The sequence below is a fragment of the Sphingobium sp. KKT206 genome (genome assembly GCF_055640555.1).
This window is the reverse complement of record NZ_CM145764.1, coordinates 1,377,961-1,395,694: the sequence shown is the minus strand read 5'-3', so window position 1 is coordinate 1,395,694 and position 17,734 is coordinate 1,377,961. Positions and strand designations below refer to the sequence as shown.

General features: G+C 63.3%; 16 protein-coding genes. 11 read left to right on the top strand and 5 right to left on the bottom strand.

Annotated features, from left to right (window positions below; genetic code table 11):
- The first annotated feature begins 108 nt into the window (after nt 1-108).
- Nucleotides 109-1,779, top strand: a complete 1,671-nt coding sequence (locus tag ACZ2HM_RS06465; protein ID WP_037479769.1) for an MFS transporter — start codon at nt 109-111, stop codon at nt 1,777-1,779.
- On the opposite strand, the gene ACZ2HM_RS06460 is transcribed toward ACZ2HM_RS06465, so the two are convergent.
- Nucleotides 1,771-2,379, bottom strand: a complete 609-nt coding sequence (locus ACZ2HM_RS06460) for a nucleotidyltransferase family protein (protein ID WP_037479767.1) — start codon at nt 2,377-2,379, stop codon at nt 1,771-1,773. The genes ACZ2HM_RS06465 and ACZ2HM_RS06460 overlap by 9 nt on opposite strands.
- Before the next feature lie 156 nt (nt 2,380-2,535).
- On the opposite strand from ACZ2HM_RS06460, the gene folE reads away from it, so the two are divergent.
- The 5 genes from folE (at nt 2,536) to ACZ2HM_RS06435 (ending at nt 8,768) form a co-directional block, all read left to right on the top strand.
- A complete protein-coding gene (folE, locus tag ACZ2HM_RS06455; RefSeq protein ID WP_037480530.1) occupies nt 2,536-3,141 on the top strand; it encodes a GTP cyclohydrolase I FolE in 606 nt (201 codons plus the stop codon).
- A complete protein-coding gene (locus ACZ2HM_RS06450; RefSeq protein WP_037479765.1) occupies nt 3,138-3,977 on the top strand; it encodes an SDR family oxidoreductase in 840 nt (279 codons plus the stop codon). Before folE ends, ACZ2HM_RS06450 begins: the two co-directional genes overlap by 4 nt.
- A gap of 242 nt (nt 3,978-4,219) precedes the next feature.
- Complete coding sequence (locus ACZ2HM_RS06445) at nt 4,220-4,996, top strand: enoyl-CoA hydratase-related protein (RefSeq protein ID WP_037480527.1); 777 nt, start codon at nt 4,220-4,222, stop codon at nt 4,994-4,996.
- Between the two features lie 161 nt (nt 4,997-5,157).
- Nucleotides 5,158-7,545, top strand: a complete 2,388-nt coding sequence (locus ACZ2HM_RS06440) for a TonB-dependent receptor (protein ID WP_470426539.1) — start codon at nt 5,158-5,160, stop codon at nt 7,543-7,545.
- Nucleotides 7,545-8,768, top strand: a complete 1,224-nt coding sequence (locus tag ACZ2HM_RS06435) for a dipeptidase (protein ID WP_470426538.1) — start codon at nt 7,545-7,547, stop codon at nt 8,766-8,768. The genes ACZ2HM_RS06440 and ACZ2HM_RS06435 overlap by 1 nt, the downstream gene beginning before the upstream one ends.
- Nucleotides 8,769-8,857: 89 nt before the next feature.
- Here ACZ2HM_RS06435 and mmsB read toward each other — a convergent pair whose 3' ends face one another.
- The 3 genes from mmsB to ACZ2HM_RS06420 form a co-directional block, all read right to left on the bottom strand.
- The gene (mmsB, locus tag ACZ2HM_RS06430; protein ID WP_470426537.1) at nt 8,858-9,742 is read right to left on the bottom strand and encodes a 3-hydroxyisobutyrate dehydrogenase; all 885 of its coding nucleotides are present in this window, start codon (nt 9,740-9,742) and stop codon (nt 8,858-8,860) included.
- A 145-nt stretch (nt 9,743-9,887) separates the two neighbouring features.
- Nucleotides 9,888-10,946 carry an enoyl-CoA hydratase/isomerase family protein gene (locus tag ACZ2HM_RS06425; RefSeq protein ID WP_470426536.1) on the bottom strand — a complete coding sequence of 353 codons (1,059 nt, stop codon included), beginning with the start codon at nt 10,944-10,946 and terminating at the stop codon, nt 9,888-9,890.
- 134 nt (nt 10,947-11,080) lie between these two features.
- Nucleotides 11,081-12,223, bottom strand: coding sequence for an acyl-CoA dehydrogenase family protein (locus ACZ2HM_RS06420; RefSeq protein ID WP_470426535.1), 1,143 nt, complete (start codon nt 12,221-12,223; stop codon nt 11,081-11,083).
- A 68-nt stretch (nt 12,224-12,291) separates the two neighbouring features.
- On the opposite strand from ACZ2HM_RS06420, the gene ACZ2HM_RS06415 reads away from it, so the two are divergent.
- Entirely contained in the window at nt 12,292-12,597 is a 306-nt protein-coding gene (locus ACZ2HM_RS06415) for a GIY-YIG nuclease family protein (protein ID WP_470426534.1), read from the top strand.
- A gap of 66 nt (nt 12,598-12,663) precedes the next feature.
- Here ACZ2HM_RS06415 and ACZ2HM_RS06410 read toward each other — a convergent pair whose 3' ends face one another.
- Entirely contained in the window at nt 12,664-14,163 is a 1,500-nt protein-coding gene (locus ACZ2HM_RS06410) for a CoA-acylating methylmalonate-semialdehyde dehydrogenase (protein ID WP_470426533.1), read from the bottom strand.
- 107 nt (nt 14,164-14,270) lie between these two features.
- On the opposite strand from ACZ2HM_RS06410, the gene ACZ2HM_RS06405 reads away from it, so the two are divergent.
- From ACZ2HM_RS06405 to ACZ2HM_RS06390, 4 genes are all read left to right on the top strand, one after another.
- The gene (locus ACZ2HM_RS06405; RefSeq protein ID WP_470426532.1) at nt 14,271-15,173 is read left to right on the top strand and encodes a LysR family transcriptional regulator; all 903 of its coding nucleotides are present in this window, start codon (nt 14,271-14,273) and stop codon (nt 15,171-15,173) included.
- A gap of 38 nt (nt 15,174-15,211) precedes the next feature.
- Nucleotides 15,212-15,841: a class I SAM-dependent methyltransferase gene (locus ACZ2HM_RS06400; protein ID WP_037477393.1), complete on the top strand. Its 630-nt coding sequence runs from the start codon at nt 15,212-15,214 to the stop codon at nt 15,839-15,841.
- A gap of 73 nt (nt 15,842-15,914) precedes the next feature.
- Complete coding sequence (locus ACZ2HM_RS06395) at nt 15,915-16,847, top strand: ABC transporter ATP-binding protein (protein WP_037477391.1); 933 nt, start codon at nt 15,915-15,917, stop codon at nt 16,845-16,847.
- A complete protein-coding gene (locus ACZ2HM_RS06390) occupies nt 16,847-17,614 on the top strand; it encodes an ABC transporter permease (RefSeq protein WP_037477388.1) in 768 nt (255 codons plus the stop codon). The genes ACZ2HM_RS06395 and ACZ2HM_RS06390 overlap by 1 nt, the downstream gene beginning before the upstream one ends.
- The last annotated feature ends 120 nt before the right edge of the window (nt 17,615-17,734 follow it).

The window sequence follows — 17,734 nt, the reverse complement described above, 5'->3', positions numbered from 1 at the left end:
GTTTACGTAAAGTGCAAGCGGGAAATATGTTTTTCTACCCCTACTGGCCGTGACGTAGCGGCAGTTTGCGCCCGTTGTGGGTTTGACGCTGCGGTCCAATTCCGCTTCATGGAGGGCGTGTCACCAGCCGAGTCTCCCCCCGCGCCGTCGCCCTTCTCCGTCCCCACCTTTCGCGCGATCTGGATGGCGAGCCTCGCGTCCAATTTCGGCGGCCTGATCCAGTCGGTCGGTGCGGCGTGGATGATGATTTCGCTGTCGGCGTCGCCGATGCTGATCGCGCTGGTGCCTGCGGCAACGACGCTGCCGATCATGCTGCTGTCGCTATGGGCGGGGGCGGTGGCCGACAATCTGGACCGGCGCAAGGTGATGATCGCCTGCCAGAGCTGGATGCTGGTGGTGTCGGCGTTGTTGGCGGTGACAGCCTGGGCCGGGTGGATGACGCCCTGGCTGTTGCTCGCTTTCACCTTTGCGCTGGGATGCGCCACCGCGATCAACGGGCCAGCCTGGCAGGCGGCGGTCGGCGACATGGTGCCGCGCGCGATCTTGCCGAGCGCGGTGGCGATGAATTCCATGGGCTTCAACCTGGCGCGCAGCGTCGGCCCGGCGCTGGGCGGCGTCATCGTCGCGACGGCGGGCGCGGCGGCGGCGTTCCTGACCAATGCGGTCAGCTATGTCGGGCTGCTTGTGGTGCTGTCTCGCTGGGAGCCGGAGCTGCCGTCCAAGATATTGCCGCGCGAGCGGCTGGCCTTGGCGATGCGGGCGGGGGTTCGTTATGTGGCGATGTCGCCCAATATCCAGCTGGTGCTGCTCCGCGCGGCGGTGTTCGGTATTGGCGCGAGCGCGGTGTCGGCGCTGATGCCGCTGGTCGCGCGCGACATATTGGGGGGCGGCGCGCTGACCTTTGGCCTCACCAGCGGCGCCTTCGGGGTGGGCGCGGTGACGGGCGCGCTGTCGACCCGGCACTTGCGCGCGCGGCTGTCGGTCGAACATATCGTGCGCTATGCGGCGCTGATGCTGGCGCTGGGAACCGCGATCACCGGCATGAGCAGTTGGCTGGGGCTGGCGCTGCTTGGCTATCTGCTGGCCGGATTCGGCTGGGTCACGGCGCTGTCGACCTTCAACGTGTCAGTGCAGATGTCCGCGCCGCGATGGGTGGTGGCGCGGTCGGTTTCGCTCTATCAGATGAGCGCTTTTGGCGGGATGGCGATCGGCGCCTGGCTGTTTGGCTGGCTGGCCGAAAGCCAGGGCGTGGTCGAGGCGCTCTATGCGTCGGCGGCGGTGCAGTTCGTGGCGGCGCTGATCGGCCTGATGCGCCCGCTGCCGCAGATTGGCGACGATAATCTGGACCTGCAGAATAGGTGGCGGGAGCCGGATACAGCGGTGCCGGTCGAACCGCGCAGCGGGCCGGTGGTGGTGACGATCGAATATCGCATCCCGGTGGGATCGGTCGTGCCGTTCCTGACCGCGATGAGCGAGCGGCGGCGGATCAGGCGGCGCGATGGGGCGCATGGCTGGTCATTGATGCGGGATCTGAGCGATCCTGAACTGTGGATCGAGCGCTATCATGTGTCGACCTGGCTCGATTATGTGCGGCATAATCAGCGGCGGACCGTCGCCGACATCGCCAATAGCGATGCTATATGGGCGTTGCATACCGGGCCGGTGCCGCCGGTGGTGCATCGGATGCTGGAACGGCAGACCGGATCGCTGCCGCTCAGCCGCGCGCCCGATCCGCGCGAGATGGCCGATGCGATGACCGACCCGACCCGGTCAAGCTGAGTCGTCGGACAGGGGCGGTACGCTGTTCACCAGATCCTCCGGCGTGTCGATATCGTGGAGGATGCCGACGCTGGTGTCGATCTGGAGCCCATGACTGAGCAAGGCGCGCGCGCCCTGATCCCCGCGCAGGCGCAGCAGTTCGGGGAAATGCTTGCGGCCGATGAAGGCGGGGGGCGAGGAGGAGAAGCCATCGGTGCTGGCGACGACCGAACGGATATCCTCGGCCGCGAGGCAGATGCGGTTATAATGGCTTTGCGGCACGTCGGGCATATCGGCGAGGCAGATGAGGATGCCGCGCACGCTGTTCATCGGCATGAGATGTTGGACCGCGCGCACGATACTGCCCGAAATGCCGTCTTCGGGGCGGTCATTGACGATGATAGTGTAGCCCCGTCGATCCAGTTTGCGGTGGAGGACCGGGGCGACCTCGATCGGCCGGACCACCGCGACCAGTTCGGCAAAGGCCATGGAGGCGACGGTTTCCAACGTGTGCGCCGCGACGGGCTTGCCACGCAGGTCGGCCATCAGCTTGTCATCTTCGCCAAAGCGGGACGACATGCCCGCGGCCAGAAGCACGGCGGCGATCCGTTCAGTGCGCATGAGGTATTTGTTTGAAGGTCATTATTGTTCGTTCACGATCCCGTTCGGTGCCGATTTGCCACCCGTGCGATACCATGTCCAGTCATCCCGAAAGGGCTGGCCATTACAGGATCAAATCCTCATATGCGGGGCAATTAAGAAGGAGTGGCGCTGTTCATGGCATGTGATCCCGATGCGGAAACCGTTGGCAACGGCAAGGAGCCGGTTCCGTCCGAAGTGGCGGATGCGATCCGCACGTTGATCCGATGGTCGGGCGACATGCCGGAACGCGAAGGCTTGGTGGAAACGCCGGAGCGGGTCGCGCGGGCGTGGCGCGAATATTGCCGGGGCTATGGCGATGACCCGGCCTATCATCTGTCGCGCATCTTCCATGAGGTGGGCGGATATGACGATGTCGTGTTGCTGAAGGACATTCCGTTCCAGTCGCATTGCGAACATCATATGGCACCGATCGTAGGCAAGGCGCATATCGCCTATCTACCCGGCGATTATGTGGTCGGCATTTCCAAGCTGGCGCGGGTTCTGCATGCCTTTGCCAACCGGCTGCAGGTGCAGGAACGGCTGACGTCCGAAGTCGCCAACTGCATCTGGGAGCATTTGAAGCCTCAGGGCGTGGCCGTGGTGATCGAGGCGACGCATGGCTGCATGACCGGGCGCGGCGTCCGCACGCCCGGCGTCATCATGAAGACGAGCCGGATGCTGGGCGTGTTCCGCGACGATGAAAAGTCGCGCGAGGAAGTGTTGAAGCTCATCGGTTCATGATCGAAGAGGAGCGTCCCTATCGTCCATTGGGCAGCGCACGGCCTTCGGTGGAGCCGGTCGGTTCGTTGCCGCTGGCGACCAAGCGGTTGGCGCTGGTCACGGGCGGGCATCGGCGGCTGGGCGGGATCATAAGCGGGGCGTTGGCCAAGGCCGGTCATTCGCTCGCGATCCATGGCAGCCATGATACGCGGCTCGATTCCCACCTGGCGCTGACGCTGGAGGCGCAGGGCACGGAGTGGGATGGCTTCGTGGTCGATTTCGCCGACCCGGAAAATGCGGAGGAATTGATCGCGCGGGTGGCCGAGCGGTTCGGTCGTCCGCCCGACATATTGGTCAACAGCGCCGCGATGTTCGGGCAGGACCGGATCGACACGGTGACGGCTGATGAGTTGATGCGCCATTATGCGGTCAATTGCGCTGCGCCCGCGATGCTGACCAAGGCGTTCGCGACGGTTCCTGCGGGCACCTGCGATCGCTGCATCATCAATATTCTGGATCAGCGGATCGACCATCCGCATGGCGATCAACTGGCCTATACGCTGTCAAAGCTCGCGCTGGCGGGACTGACGCAGACGAGCGCGAACGCGCTGGCGCCCAGGGTGCGGGTCAATGCGGTCGCGCCGGGGCTGACCATCGCGACGCCCGATTATGATCCCGACCAGATGGCCCGGCTGGAAGCGATGATGCCGCTTGGCCGATTGCCGCAGGCCGAGCAGATCGCGCAGGCTGTCCTCTATTTGGCCGATGCGACCGCGGTGACGGGGCAGACGCTCTATGTCGATGGCGGCGCGCACCTCAAAAGCTATGACCGGGATTTCATGCATCTGTGCCGATAGGCTTGGCGGAAATGCTAGGGCGCAAGGGGGTGGCGGATGGCGTCGCTTGTCCATAGAGCAGAGTGGATAATGGATCCTTCCCTGGCAGGGGAGGTGGCTGGCGCAGCCAGACGGAGGGGTGTCCCGCTATCGAGAGGGTGACACCCCTCCGTCAGCCCTTCGGGCTGCCACCTCCCCTTGCAAGGGAGGATTTATCGGAATTGATGCGGTCTTGATTGGCAACGCAATAATGGGAGATGGCAATGACCTATGAAACGATCCTGGTCGAACAGCGCGACGCGGTCACGCTGATCACGCTCAACCGGCCGCAAGCGTTGAATGCGCTCAACGGCCAGGTGCTGAGCGACCTGAGCGCCGCTTTTGCCGCCTATGATGCCGACCCGACCCAGCATTGCGCGGTCCTGACCGGCAGCGAAAAGGCGTTTGCGGCGGGTGCGGACATCAAGGAGATGGTCGACAAGGACGGCGCCGATTTCTTCCTGCAGGATTTCTTTTCCGGCTGGCAGACCCATGTGGTCGCCACCCGCAAGCCGTGGATCGCGGCGGTCGCTGGCTTTGCGCTGGGCGGTGGGTGCGAACTGGCGATGATGGCGGATTTCATCATTGCGGCGGACACGGCGAAATTCGGCCAGCCCGAAATCAAGCTCGGCGTGGCTCCTGGCATGGGCGGGTCGCAGCGCCTGACCCGCGCGGTCGGCAAGGCCAAGGCGATGGACATGTGCCTGACCGGGCGGATGATGGGGGCTGAGGAAGCCGAACGGTCGGGCCTGGTAAGCCGGATCGTGCCTGCCGCCGAGCTGCTGGACGATGCGCTCAAGACCGCGGCCGCCATCGCCGCGATGCCGCCCATGGCCGCAATGGTGAACAAGGAAATGGTGAATATCGCGTTCGAGACGGGCCTGGCCCAAGGATTGCTGACCGAGCGGCGCATGTTCCAGATCCTGACCGCGACCGAGGACAAGAAGGAAGGCATGACGGCCTTTGTCGAGAAGCGGCCTGGCGTCTGGAAGGGCCGCTAAGTCTGTGTGACTGATCGGCAACAGGCACGGATTTTGTGACAGATTGATGGCGGCTTTTCCCAGCACCCTCGTTTCAGAAGGAAACTGAATAACGAAATATGGAGAGGTGCGACGCCCTGCGCGTCACCCTGATCGGCTCATGACACCCAGGGAGCCTCTTCATGTCCGTCCATTTTGTCGTCCGTCCGTCCACTCGCGCGCTGCTGCTGGCCTGTGCCGCCGCAGCCCTGGTTCCTGCCGCCCATGCGCAGGAGCCGGTCGGCGATGACGAGACGAGCATCACCGTTACCGGCCGCCGCATTTCCCAATCGTCCGAGGCGATCGGCGAGGACAAGGTGAGCAATGTCGTGGCGGTGACGCGCGAGGCGCTGCTGTCCGCGCCATCGGGCATTTCGGGCCTGAAGATGCTGGAGCAGTTGCCCGGCTTCAATGTGCAGACCGATGGGGCGCTTGGCCTCTATGAATTCGGCAACAGCGTCCAGACCCGCGCGTTCAACCTGGATCAGATCGGCTTCATCGTCGATGGTATCCCGACCGGCCGCAGCGATGCGTTTGGCGGCAGCCCGGTGTTCCGCTATGTCGACAATGAAAATCTGGGCGTGGTCGAAGCCGCCGTCGGCGCAGGCGATGTAGGCCTGCCCAGCTATTCGACGCTGGGGCCAGTGGTGCAATATAACAGCATCGCGCCGCAGGAGGATATGGGCCTGTTCGTGTCGCAAAGCTTTGGCGATTTCGGGCTGAAGCGGACCTTCATCCGCGCCAGCACGGGGCAGGTCGGGCCGTTCCGCGCCTATGTGAGCCGCACCAAGCTGGACAGCGACCTGTGGCGCGGCGTCGGCACGGTCGATCGCGAGCATTGGGAGGCGCAACTCCACGCCGATCTGGGCGGTGATAGCTGGGCACGGTTCAAATTCGTGTCGAACGACTTTTTCGACTATGACTCGCCGACGCTGAGCCGCACACTCTACAATTCCGCGACGCCGGATGTGGGCGGCAACACCGGCCGGGATCGTGGCTATATCGCCGTCGTGCCCAATAGCACGCCGGGTTTTGCGCCGGTGGCGGGTGGCCCGGCCTTTTCCAACAGCAACTATACCTACACCTATAATCTCGCGCTCAATGTGCGGAAGGACAAGCTCTATGGCGGCACTGTCCATCTGGGGATAGCCGATGGTGTATGGGCCGAAGCGACGGCCTATTATGAGGATAAGGGCGGCTATGGCGTGTCGCCCGACAGCTATGCCAACAGCCTGTTGCAATATACGCGGCAAACGGCGGCAGGCCTGGCGCTGACGGCGCCGCGCGGTACGCAATATGGCCTGTCGACAGTGGGCGGCGACCGCTATGGCCTGACCACCAAGCTCCATTGGGACATGGGCGCGCATAGCGTGGAGGCGGGCCTGTGGGCCGAGGTCGACAGCTATAATCGCACCCAGGCACGCTTCAACACGACCGACGGGTCGCCCGCCAGCGCGCCCAATCTGGATGAGCTCGTCTATGCGCGGCGCGATTATCAGTCGGAACGGCATACGACGCAGGCGTTCGTCAAGGACCGCATTTCCCTGATGGATGACAGTCTGATCTTCGACCTGGGGATCAAGGCGTTGCATATCGACTATCGCCAAAGCGGCTATCGCGACTTCAACGACTATTATCGCAATGCGGGCACCGCCGCTGCGCCCGTCTGGGTCGCGGGCTGGGGACCGCAGACCAACCGGGCCAGCTATGGCGACGGGTTCCTGCCAATGGCGGGCGTCCTCTACAAGATCGACAACCAGACCCAGATTTTCGCCTCCTATGCTGAAAATATGGCCTTGCCCAAGGGGATGGACGACATCTTCTCCGTTGCACTGAACAGCAGCGCGGCCGTCGTGCCTGCTCCTGCACCGGAACGGTCGCAGAATTTCGAGGCGGGTATCCGCACCAATCAGGGGCAATTCTATGCCTCGCTGGCGGGCTATTACACCAAGTTCAAGAATCGCATCCAGTCGATCACGGGCATCCTGCCCGGCACGACCAACGTCACCGAAACCTTCTTTCAGAATGTCGGCCGGGTGACGGCCTATGGCGCGGAATTCAGCGGCACGTTCAAACCGTCCGCGCTCAATGGCCTTGCCTATTTCAACCTGAGCGCCACCTATAATATCGCCAAGTTCAAGGACGATATCGTCACGCCCACCCTGACCTATGCGACCGATGGCAAGTTCATTCCCGACAGCGCCAAATGGATCGTCAATGGCGGCATGACGATCGAACCGGCGAGCTGGCTGGTGGGCAATATCTCCGGCAAATATACCAGCCGCCGCTGGTCCACCTTCGTCAATTCGCCGGGTTCGAGCGTGCCGGGCTTCACCGTGTTCAGCGCCTATGTCGATGTCGGCGATGGTTTCAGCCTGGGGCCGGTCAAGAGCGTGAAGGCGCGATTCAACGTCGACAATCTGTTCGACAAGGATGTGCTGTCCTATATTTCCTCGACCGTGACGGGCGATGGCTTCTTCCGGCCGCTGTCGCCGCGCACCTTCCAGTTCACCATTTCGGGCGAAATCTGATGCGGGTTGGACATATGATGGGGGCAGCGCTGATCGCGCTGCTCCCGGTCGCGGTGTCGGCGCAGGCCGTGCCCAAGAAGGTGCAGCAATTGCATCAGAAGCTGCTGACGCTCGACAGCCATCTCGACACGCCCGCCTCGCTCGACCTGCCGGACTGGTCGATCGACGAGGAACATGGGGTGCATAGCGACTATACCCAGGTCGATTTGCCGCGCATGAAGAAGGGCGGGCTGGATGGCGGTTTCTGGGCCATCTATACGGGGCAAGGGCCGTTCACGGTCGAGGGTTTTGCCAAGGCGCGCGATTTCGCGCTGATGCGGGGCGTGTCGATCCGCGAGATGGTGGCGGCAGACCCGGCCAATTTCGCGCTGGCATTGGAGGCGAAGGACGCGGCACCGATCGCGGCGGCGGGCAAACGGGTCGTCTATATGTCGATCGAAAATGCCTATCCGCTGGGCGAGGATATCGGCCTGCTCCAGACCTTCTATGACATGGGCGTGCGGGTGGTGGGCTTTGCCCATTTCGCGCATAATCAGTTTGCCGACAGTTCGACCGACCCGTCGAAGAAGCCGCGCTATGGTGGGCTTAGTCCGTTGGGCAAGCAATTGCTCAAGGACATGAACCGGCTGGGCATCGTGCCCGATGCATCGCATAGTTCGGACCTAGTGTTGGATGATTTGCTGGCCTTGTCCACGACGCCGGTGCTGCTGACCCATTCGGGGTGCAAGGCGGTCTATGACCATCCGCGCAATATCGATGATGATCGGTTGAAGGCGCTGGCGGCCAAGGGCGGCGTCATTCAGATGAATGCTTATGGGGCCTATCTGAAGGCGGCCAAGCCCAACCCCGAACGGCAGAAGGCGATGGGCGCGCTGTTCGCGTCGATGCGGGATGGCGGCAAGATGACGGCGGAGAAGCGGGCGGAACTGCTGAGCAAGCGGCAGGAGATCGACCGGCTCTATCCTGAGACCGACCGGGCGACCTTCGATGATTTCATGGCGCATATGCTGCATGCGCTCAAGGTCGTGGGGCCGGACCATGTGGGGATCGGTGCGGACTGGGATGGGGGCGGCGGGGTCGTCGGCATGGAGGATGTGCTGGACTTGCCAAGGATCACCGAAGCGTTGTTGAAGGCGGGCTATGGCGAGGCGGATGTGCAGAAGATCTGGGCGGGCAATGTGTTGCGCGTGCTGGCGGCGGCTGAGGCGGGGAAGGGGACGTAACAGTCAAAACCGTTCGCTTCGAGCGAAGTCGAGAAGCGGCAAGCGCGGTGCCAGCGTTTCTCGACTTCGCTCGAAACGAACGGAGGGGGTTACTTCCCCTCCAGCATTTCGATCATGAGCGAGAAGTCGCGCCCTGCTTCGCCTTGGTTGGCGAGGAGTTGGTAGAGCGATTCCGCCACATTGCCCATGGGCACGGATGCACCGACCAAGGCGGCGGCTTCGGTGGCGAGTTTCAAGTCCTTGAGCATCAGGCCGACGGCGAAGCCGCCCTGATAGCCATTGTCGGATGGCGATTGCGGGCCGACGCCGGGGACGGGGCAGTAGCTGGTCATCGACCAGCTTTGGCCCGACGAGACGCTGGAAATGTCATAGAAGGTCTGCGGATCGAGGCCCAGTTTCTTGGCCATGGCGAAGCTCTCGCAGGTGGCGACCATGGTCGCGCCGAGCAGCATGTTGTTGCAGATTTTCGCGGCCTGGCCATTGCCCGCGCCGCCCGCGTGGATGACCGCCTTGCCCATGGCCGAGAGGATGGGCTTGGCCCGTTCGAAGGCGGCGTCGGTGCCGCCGACCATGAAGGTCAGCGTCCCGCCATTGGCCGCGGCGATGCCGCCGGAGACGGGGGCGTCGACCATGTCGAAGCCTCTGTCGGTCGCCGCGTCGATCACGCGGCGGGCGGTGGCGACGTCGATGGTCGAGCAATCGAGGAACAGCGCGCCGGGTTTGGCCGCGCCATAGACTTCGCCCGAATAGACGCTTTCGACATGCTTGCCGGCGGGCAGCATGGTGACGACGGCGTCGGCATCGGTCGCGGCGTCGGCGGCGCTGCTGGCGCGGATGGCGCCCAAGGATTGCGCCTTGGCCAGTGCTTCCTCCGACAGGTCGAAGGCGCGGACGGCATAGCCGTGCTTGAGCAGGTTGGCGGCCATGCCGCCGCCCATATTGCCGAGTCCGATGAAGGCGATGGTCTGGGTCATGATGCTCTTCTCTCCTGCTTAACTTCGCATATTTCCCGTAAAAACGGACATATTCGTGCGCGGCCCCGATCCTATCGGAAAGCGGGCGGCGTGGGGCAGGCAGCGTGCATGAGGACCATAGCAGGTGCCTGCGGTGTAGGACAGATCAGGTCGCGAGCGCCGGGAGTGGCGTCCATTGCTGGTCGGCGGGGAGGGGCACGAAGATCGTATCGATCATCGCGTCGCTGACATCCTCCAGCGTGGCCGGGTTCCATTGCGGCTTGTTGTCCTTGTCGAAGATCAGCGCGCGCACGCCTTCGACGAAATCGGGGCGGCGGATGATCGCGCAGGCGAGGCCATATTCCATCGCCATGTTGGAGGCGAAATCGGGCTGGGCCGTGCCTTCGATCAGTTGGCGCAAGGCCACCTTGATCGTCTGGGGCGATTTGGTGGCGAGGGTGGCGCGCTGCTTGGCGGCCCATTCGCTGCTGTCGGCGTCGAGCGCGGCGACGATCTCCTCGGCCTTGTTCGAGGCGAAGAGGCGGTCGATATCGGGGCGGGCGGCTTCGAGTTTGGAGGGCGGGGGCGTTTGCGTGGCGGCGTCGAGGATCGCGGCCAAGCTGGCGGGGTCGGCGAGGATGCGGCCCTTGACCTCGTCCAGCGTGTCGGACGGCATATAGTGGGTCGCGATGCCGATGGCGGCGCAATCCGCGCCGTCGATCCGAGCGCCGGTCGCCGCCAGCCATGCGCCGACCCGGCCGGGCAAGCGGGGGAGATACCAGCCGCCGCCGACATCGGGGAAGAGGCCGATGCCGGTTTCGGGCATGGCGAAGGTCGTCCGTTCGGTTGCGACGCGATAGCGGGCGGGGAGGGAGATGCCTACGCCGCCACCCATGACGATGCCGTCGATGAAGGCGACGATCGGCTTGTCATAGACGAACAACAGATGGTTCATTTGATATTCGAGATGGAAGAAGCGTTCCGCCTCGACGCAGTCCGTTTTGGCGCTGTTCGCGATGAGCGCGATGTCGCCGCCCGCGCAGAAGCCGCGGCCTTCGGCATGGTCGATCATCACGGCGGTCACGCTGTCGTCGCTGCGCCAGGCGAGCAGGGCGGTGTTGATCGCGTCGCACATGGCTGGCGTCAGGGCGTGGATCGCCTTGGGGCGGTTGAGGCGGATGCGGCCGATGGTGTTTTCGATGAAGGTCAGGACTTGGTCGGTCATGTCTTTTCCTCAAAATCCGTTCGTCATCCCCGCGAAGGCGGGGATCCATCTCCGGCCTTATCGACGGACGCGAGGCTGGGAGATGGGTTCCCGCCTTCGCGGGAATGACGGTGTTTTATCCTTCCTGCTCTGGGCTAATCCCGCAACATATCCCGCGCGATGATCATGCGCATGACCTGGTTGGTGCCTTCGAGGATGGAATGGACGCGCAGGTCGCGCCAGAAGCGTTCGACGGGATAGTCCATCAGATAGCCGTAGCCGCCATGAAGTTGCAGCGCGCGGTCCACGACGGAGGAGCCGGTGTCGGTGGCGAAGCGTTTGGCCATGGCGGCGAAGCGGGTCTTGTCCGGGGCATTGTCGGTCACCTTGACGGCGGCGGCGTATAGGAGCGTGCGGGCGGCCTGAAGCTCGGTTTCCATGTCGGCCAGCGTGAACTGGGTATTCTGGAAGTCCGCAATCGACTGGCCGAATTGCTTGCGGTCCTTGGTATATTGGACCGCTTCGTCAATGCAGCGGTGCGCGCCGCCGAGCGAGCAGGCGCCGATGTTGAGGCGGCCCCCGTCGAGGCCCGCCATGGCGATGGCGAAGCCCTGTCCCTCGCTACCTACGAGATTGGCGGCGGGGACACGGACGGCGTCGAAATTCACTTGCGCTGTGGGTTGGCTGTGCCAGCCGAGCTTGCGTTCCTGCGCGCCGAAGCTGACGCCGGGCATGTCCTTGTCGATGACGAGGCAGCTGATGCCCTTTGGCCCTTCCTGCCCCGTGCGGACCATGACGAGATAGACTTCATTCTCGCCGCCGCCAGAGATGAATTGTTTGGAGCCGGTGACGACATAATGGTCGCCATCCTTGACCGCCTTGGTCTTGAGGCTGGCCGCGTCGGAGCCTGCACCCGCTTCGGTCAGGCAATAGCTGGCGATGCGGGTCATGGCGATGAGGTCGGGGAGATAGGCGGCCTTGAGCGCGTCGCTGCCATAGCTGTCGATCATCCAGGCAGCCATATTGTGGATCGAGATGAAGGCGCTGGTGGAGGGGCAGCCATAGGCCATGGCTTCCATGATGAGCGCGGCTTCGAGGCGGCCGAGGCCGATGCCACCGGCGCTTTCGGAGACATAGATGCCGCCGAAACCCAGTTCCGCCGCCGCGCGGATCGTGTCGCGGGGGAAGATGTGTTTTTCGTCCCACTCGGCCGCATGCGGGGTGATCGCGTCAGCGGTGAAGCGGCGCGCGAGTTCCTGGATTTCGCGTTGGTCGTCGGTGAGGTCGAATTGGGTCATGATGGCTTGTCCATACTGTATTTTCCGTCATGCTGACGAAAGTCAGCATCCATTAGCGCGGCCCCGGAATGGAACGTCAACCTTGCGTCTATCTATTGAGCAGTGGTCGTCATGCCACGATCTATATCGGCGTCACATCTGATTTGATGGGTAGGTTGCACCAACATCGCACCGGCGCAGTTCCCGGCTTCACATCGCGCTATAATGTGAAGCGACTGGTCCATTATGAAGTGGCCGAGACGATGGAGGCGGCCATCCTGCGCGAGAAGCAGTTGAAAGCCTGGAAGAGGGCGTGGAAGGTGGCGCTCATCGAGAGGGCTAATCCGTTCTGGGAAGATCGGGGCGTCATGCTGGGTTTTCCGCCTCTGGCGTAGAGCCAATGGATCCTGACGTTCGTCAGGATGACGAGGGGGGAGAGGTGGTGCCTCTCCCCCATCCCCTTACCCCATTGTTGGGATGACGAAGGCGTTGGCCGCGTCGCCCACACCGCCGTCGGGCCAGCGCTGGGTGATCGTCTTGACCTTGGTCCAGAATTTCACACCTTCCATGCCGTGCTGGTTGGTGTCGCCAAAGGCCGAGCGCTTCCAGCCGCCGAATGTGTGATAGGCGACGGGGACCGGGATCGGCACGTTGATGCCGACCATGCCGACATCGACGCGGGCGGCGAATTCGCGGGCGGCGTGGCCGTTGCGGGTGAAGATGGCGACGCCATTGCCATATTGATGCTGGCTGGGCAGGGCGACGGCTTCTTCGAAACTGTCGGCGCGGACCATTTGCAGGACGGGGCCGAAAATTTCTTCCTTGTACGCGCTCATGCCGGTGGTGACATGGTCGAACAAGGTGGGGCCAACGAAGAAGCCGTCCTCATGGCCTTGCAGCGTGAAGCCGCGACCATCGACGACCAGCTCCGCGCCTTCATCGACGCCGGTCTGAATCCAGTTTTCGATCTTCTGCTTGTGCGCGGCGGTGACGACCGGGCCATAATGGGCTTCGGCATCAGTGGAGACGCCGACGCGCAGGGCTTCGATCGCCGGGATGAGCTTTTCGCGCAGCGCGATGGCGGTCTTTTCACCGACCGGCACGACGACCGGGAGGGCCATGCAGCGCTCGCCCGCCGAACCGAAGGCGGCGCCGGACAGGTCGTTGACCACCTGGTCGAGATCGGCGTCGGGCATGACGATGCCATGATTTTTCGCGCCGCCCATCGCCTGGACGCGCTTTCCGGCGGCCACGCCGCGATTATAGACATAATGGGCGATGTCGGACGAGCCGACGAAGCTGACGCCCTTGATATCCGGGTGGTCGAGGATGGCGTCGACCATTTCCTTGTCGCCCTGAACGACCTGCAGGATGCCGTCGGGCAGACCGGCTTCGCTGAACAGTTCGGCGAGGCGGACAGGGACCGAGGGGTCACGCTCGGAGGGCTTGAGGATGAAGGCGTTGCCGGTCGCGATGGCGACGCCCGACATCCACAGCGGGATCATGCCGGGGAAGTTGAAGGGCGTGATGCCAGCACCGATGCCGATCGGCTGGCGGAAGCTGTAGACGTCGATGCCCGGCCCCGCGCCTTGGGTATATTCGCCCTTGAGGACGTGGGGGATGCCGCAGCAAAATTCGATAACTTCGAGGCCGCGCTGAATGTCGCCCTTCGAATCCGCGATCACCTTGCCATGTTCGGAGCTGAGCAGATGGGCCAGCTCGTTCATGTTCGCTTCGACCAGCGCCTTGAAATTGAACATGACGCGGGCGCGGCGCTGCGGGTTGACGGCGGCCCAGGCGGGCTGCGCTTTCTTGGCAGCGGCGACGGCGAGGTCGAGCAGGGCGGCATCGCCTAAGGCCACGCGGGCCTGGACGCCGCCATTATTGGGATCGAACACGTCGCTATAGCGTGTCGCTGGCGCGTCATGGGTGAAGGCGAGCTTGTGCGAAATCTCACGCATGGAAGGCATCCTCTCAAATTGTTGCCGCCTTCTAGGCTGCTTGCGTTATTGCAAGCAATGGGGAAGTTATGCATGGGTGGCCTGCAATTTTGCAGGGGTGGGGCGGCATGTTCGATTGGGATGACCTGCGGGTGTTTCTGGCGGTGGCGCGGGCGCGCAAGGTGGCACCGGCGGCGCGCGCGCTGGGGATCGACGCGACCACGATCGCGCGGCGGCTGGCGCGGTTGGAGAAGGCGCTGGATGCCGAATTGTTCGAAATGGGCGCGGGCGAGCGCAGCCTGACGGCGCGGGGGCAGGAATTGTTGGGCCATGCCGAGGCGGCCGAGAGCGCGGCGCTGGCGGCGATCGAGGAGATGCGCGGGCAGGAGCGCACGCTGGCGGGGCAAGTGCGGCTGTCTGTGGCGGAGGGGTTCGGCACCTGGGTCTTGGCGCCGGGGATGGGCGATTTCAACCGGCGGCATCCGGGCATCAGGCTTGACCTGATCACGGCATCGGGCTTCCTCAATCCGTCCAAGCGCGAGGCGGATATGGCGGTGATGCTGGCACGGCCGCAGCGCGGGCGGTTGATGGTGCGGCGGCTGGGGGATTATCGGCTGCATCTTTATGCTGCGCCCGATTATCTGGCGCGGGCGGGGCGGCCGGACACGCCCGCAGACCTGCGCGGACATACGCTGATCGGCTATGTGCCGGAGTTCATCTTTTCGCCGGAGCTGGATTATCTGGACGAGGTGGAGGCGGGGCTGGAGGCGCATTTGCGATCCACCAGCATCATCATGCAGCAGCGGATGATCGCGGAGGGGGCGGGGATTGGCGTGCTGCCGGACTTTATCGGACGGCGGAACGCAGGGTTGGTGCCGTTGATGGCCGAGCGGGTGGAGATTACGCGCAGCTTCTGGCTGGTGATGCATGGTGACCTGCGCAAGCTGGCGCGGATCGCGGCGGTGGCTGATTGGCTGCAAGAACGCATCGAGACGTTAAAGCCAATCGACGGGACGGCTCCGGCTCGCTAAGGGAGTCGCGATGGATAGAGAGCGGTCGTATTTCGCCCATGCAGCATAAGCCCAAGCGCAGCCGGGCAATCGCTCTTCCGAGCGGGGAATTTCGCGCCCGCGCCACCGAATATCTCGATTTCCTGGCCGCCTGGGTCCAGAAGCCGCGCCAGACCGCGTCGGTGGTGCCGTCGAGCCGCTATCTCGCGCGGTTGATGGTGGCGCAGATCGATCCTACCGACGGCCGGGTGCTGGAATTGGGCGGGGGGACGGGCGTGTTCACGCGCGCCATTCTGAAGACTGGCCTGCCGCCCGAAAAGCTGGAGGTGGTGGAGATCAACCCCGCCTTTGCGCGCGGGCTGCGGCGGCATTTTCCACAGGTATCGGTGCTGGAAACGCCGGCCCAGATCGTATCGACCGCGACGGCGGGGGAGCCGGGCGATTATCAGGTGGTGGTGAGCGGATTGCCGCTGCTGGCGATGGACCGCTATATGCATCACGACATATTGTCGGAGTCCTTCCGCATGTTGCAGCCGGGGGGCAGCTTCGTGCAGTTCACCTATTCGATGCGGCACCCGGTCAATCGGGAGGTGATCGAGGCGCTGGGGCTGGACGTCGTGCGTGTCGGCCAGACGGTGCGCAATTTCCCGCCCGCGACGGTCTTTCGGTTCACACGTCGAGAAGAATAGGGAGGGCGAATAGGTTGCGTTTGGCAATCTTCTCCCTATCTTTGCCGCACTGCAAAAAGGGGCTGAGCCATCCATGGCATCCATCATTACCATCGACGGCCTGACCAAACGCTATGCGTCGGGATTTGAGGCGCTGAAGGGCGTTGACCTGACCATCGAGGAGGGCGAGATTTTCGCGCTGCTGGGCCCCAATGGCGCGGGCAAGACGACGATGATTTCGATCATCTGCGGCATTGCGCGCGCGACGGGCGGCAGCGTGACGGTGGCCGGGCATGACATTGTGCGCGACTATCGCGGGGCGCGGTCGGCGATCGGGCTGGTGCCGCAGGAATTGTCCACCGACCAGTTCGAACGGGTGATCGACACGGTGACGTTCAGCCGGGGGCTGTTCGGCAAGCCGCGCAATCCGGCCCATATCGAAAAGGTGCTGCGTGACCTGTCGCTGTGGGACAAGCGCAACAGCAAGATATTGGAATTGTCGGGCGGCATGAAGCGCCGGGTGATGATCGCCAAGGCGCTGAGCCATGAGCCGCGCGTGCTGTTCCTGGACGAGCCGACCGCTGGCGTGGACGTGGAGTTGCGCCGCGACATGTGGACGCTGATCGGCGAATTGCGCCAGACCGGCGTCACCATCATCCTGACCACCCATTATATCGAGGAGGCCGAGGAAATGGCCGACCGGGTGGGGGTGATCAACCGCGGCGAGTTGATGCTGGTCGAGGATAAGGTCGCGCTGATGAAAAAGCTGGGCAAGAAGACGCTGAGCGTCGTGCTGGCCGAGCCGCTGACGAGTGTGCCCGGCGAACTGGCCGAATGGGACGTGACGCTGAAAGATGATGGCCATGAGATCGAATATATTTTCGATACGACGGCGGAGCGGACCGGGGTGTCGTCGTTGCTGCGGCGGTTGGGTGACCTGGGCATCGCGTATAAGGATCTGAATACGCGGCAGAGCAGCCTGGAGGATATTTTCGTGAGCCTGGTTCATCAGGAGAAGGCGGCGTGATGCTCCAGAATTTGCGCGCCATTGCGGCGATCTATCTGTTCGAGTTGCACCGGTTTCGGCGCACGTTGATGACGGGACTGCTCGTGCCGGTGATCACGACATCGCTCTATTTCGTGGTGTTCGGCGGCGCGATCGGGTCGCGGATGACGGAGGTGGACGGGGTTCCCTATGCCGCCTTCATCGTGCCCGGCCTCATCATGATGTCTATGTTCACCGAGAGCATCTTCAATGCGAGTTTCGGCATCTATATGCCCAAATTCACCGGCACCATCTATGAATTGCTGTCGGCGCCGGTGTCGGCGACCGAGACGATCATCGCCTATGTCGGCGCGGCGGCGACCAAGTCGCTGATCGTCGGCAGCATCATTTTCCTGACCGCGCATCTTTTCGTCGATGTGCAGGTCGCGCACCCGTTCGCGATGGCGGGGTTCATGGTGCTGATCGCGATCAGCTTCTGCCTGTTCGGCTTCATCCTTGGCGTATGGGCGCAGAGTTTCGAGCAGTTGCAGGTGATCCCGATGCTGCTGATCATGCCGATGACGTTTCTGGGCGGGGCTTTTTATTCGGTGCAGATGCTGGCCGAGCCGTGGCGGACGATCACCTTCTTCAACCCGATCGTCTATCTGATCTCCGGGTTCCGCTGGACCTTCTTTGGCCAGGGCGATGTGGGGATCGAGTTCAGCCTGTTGTTCGTCGCGGGAATGCTGGCGGTGTGTATTGCCATTATCGCCTGGATGTTCCGGACGGGGTATCGGTTGAAGAAGTAAAAGACTGAGGGGAGTGTTCGTCATCCTGACGTAAGTCAGGATCCATTGGCTCTACGTGGGTGAGACACGGCCAGCGTAGAGCGAATGGATGCTGAAACAAGTTCAGCATGACGGGTGTGG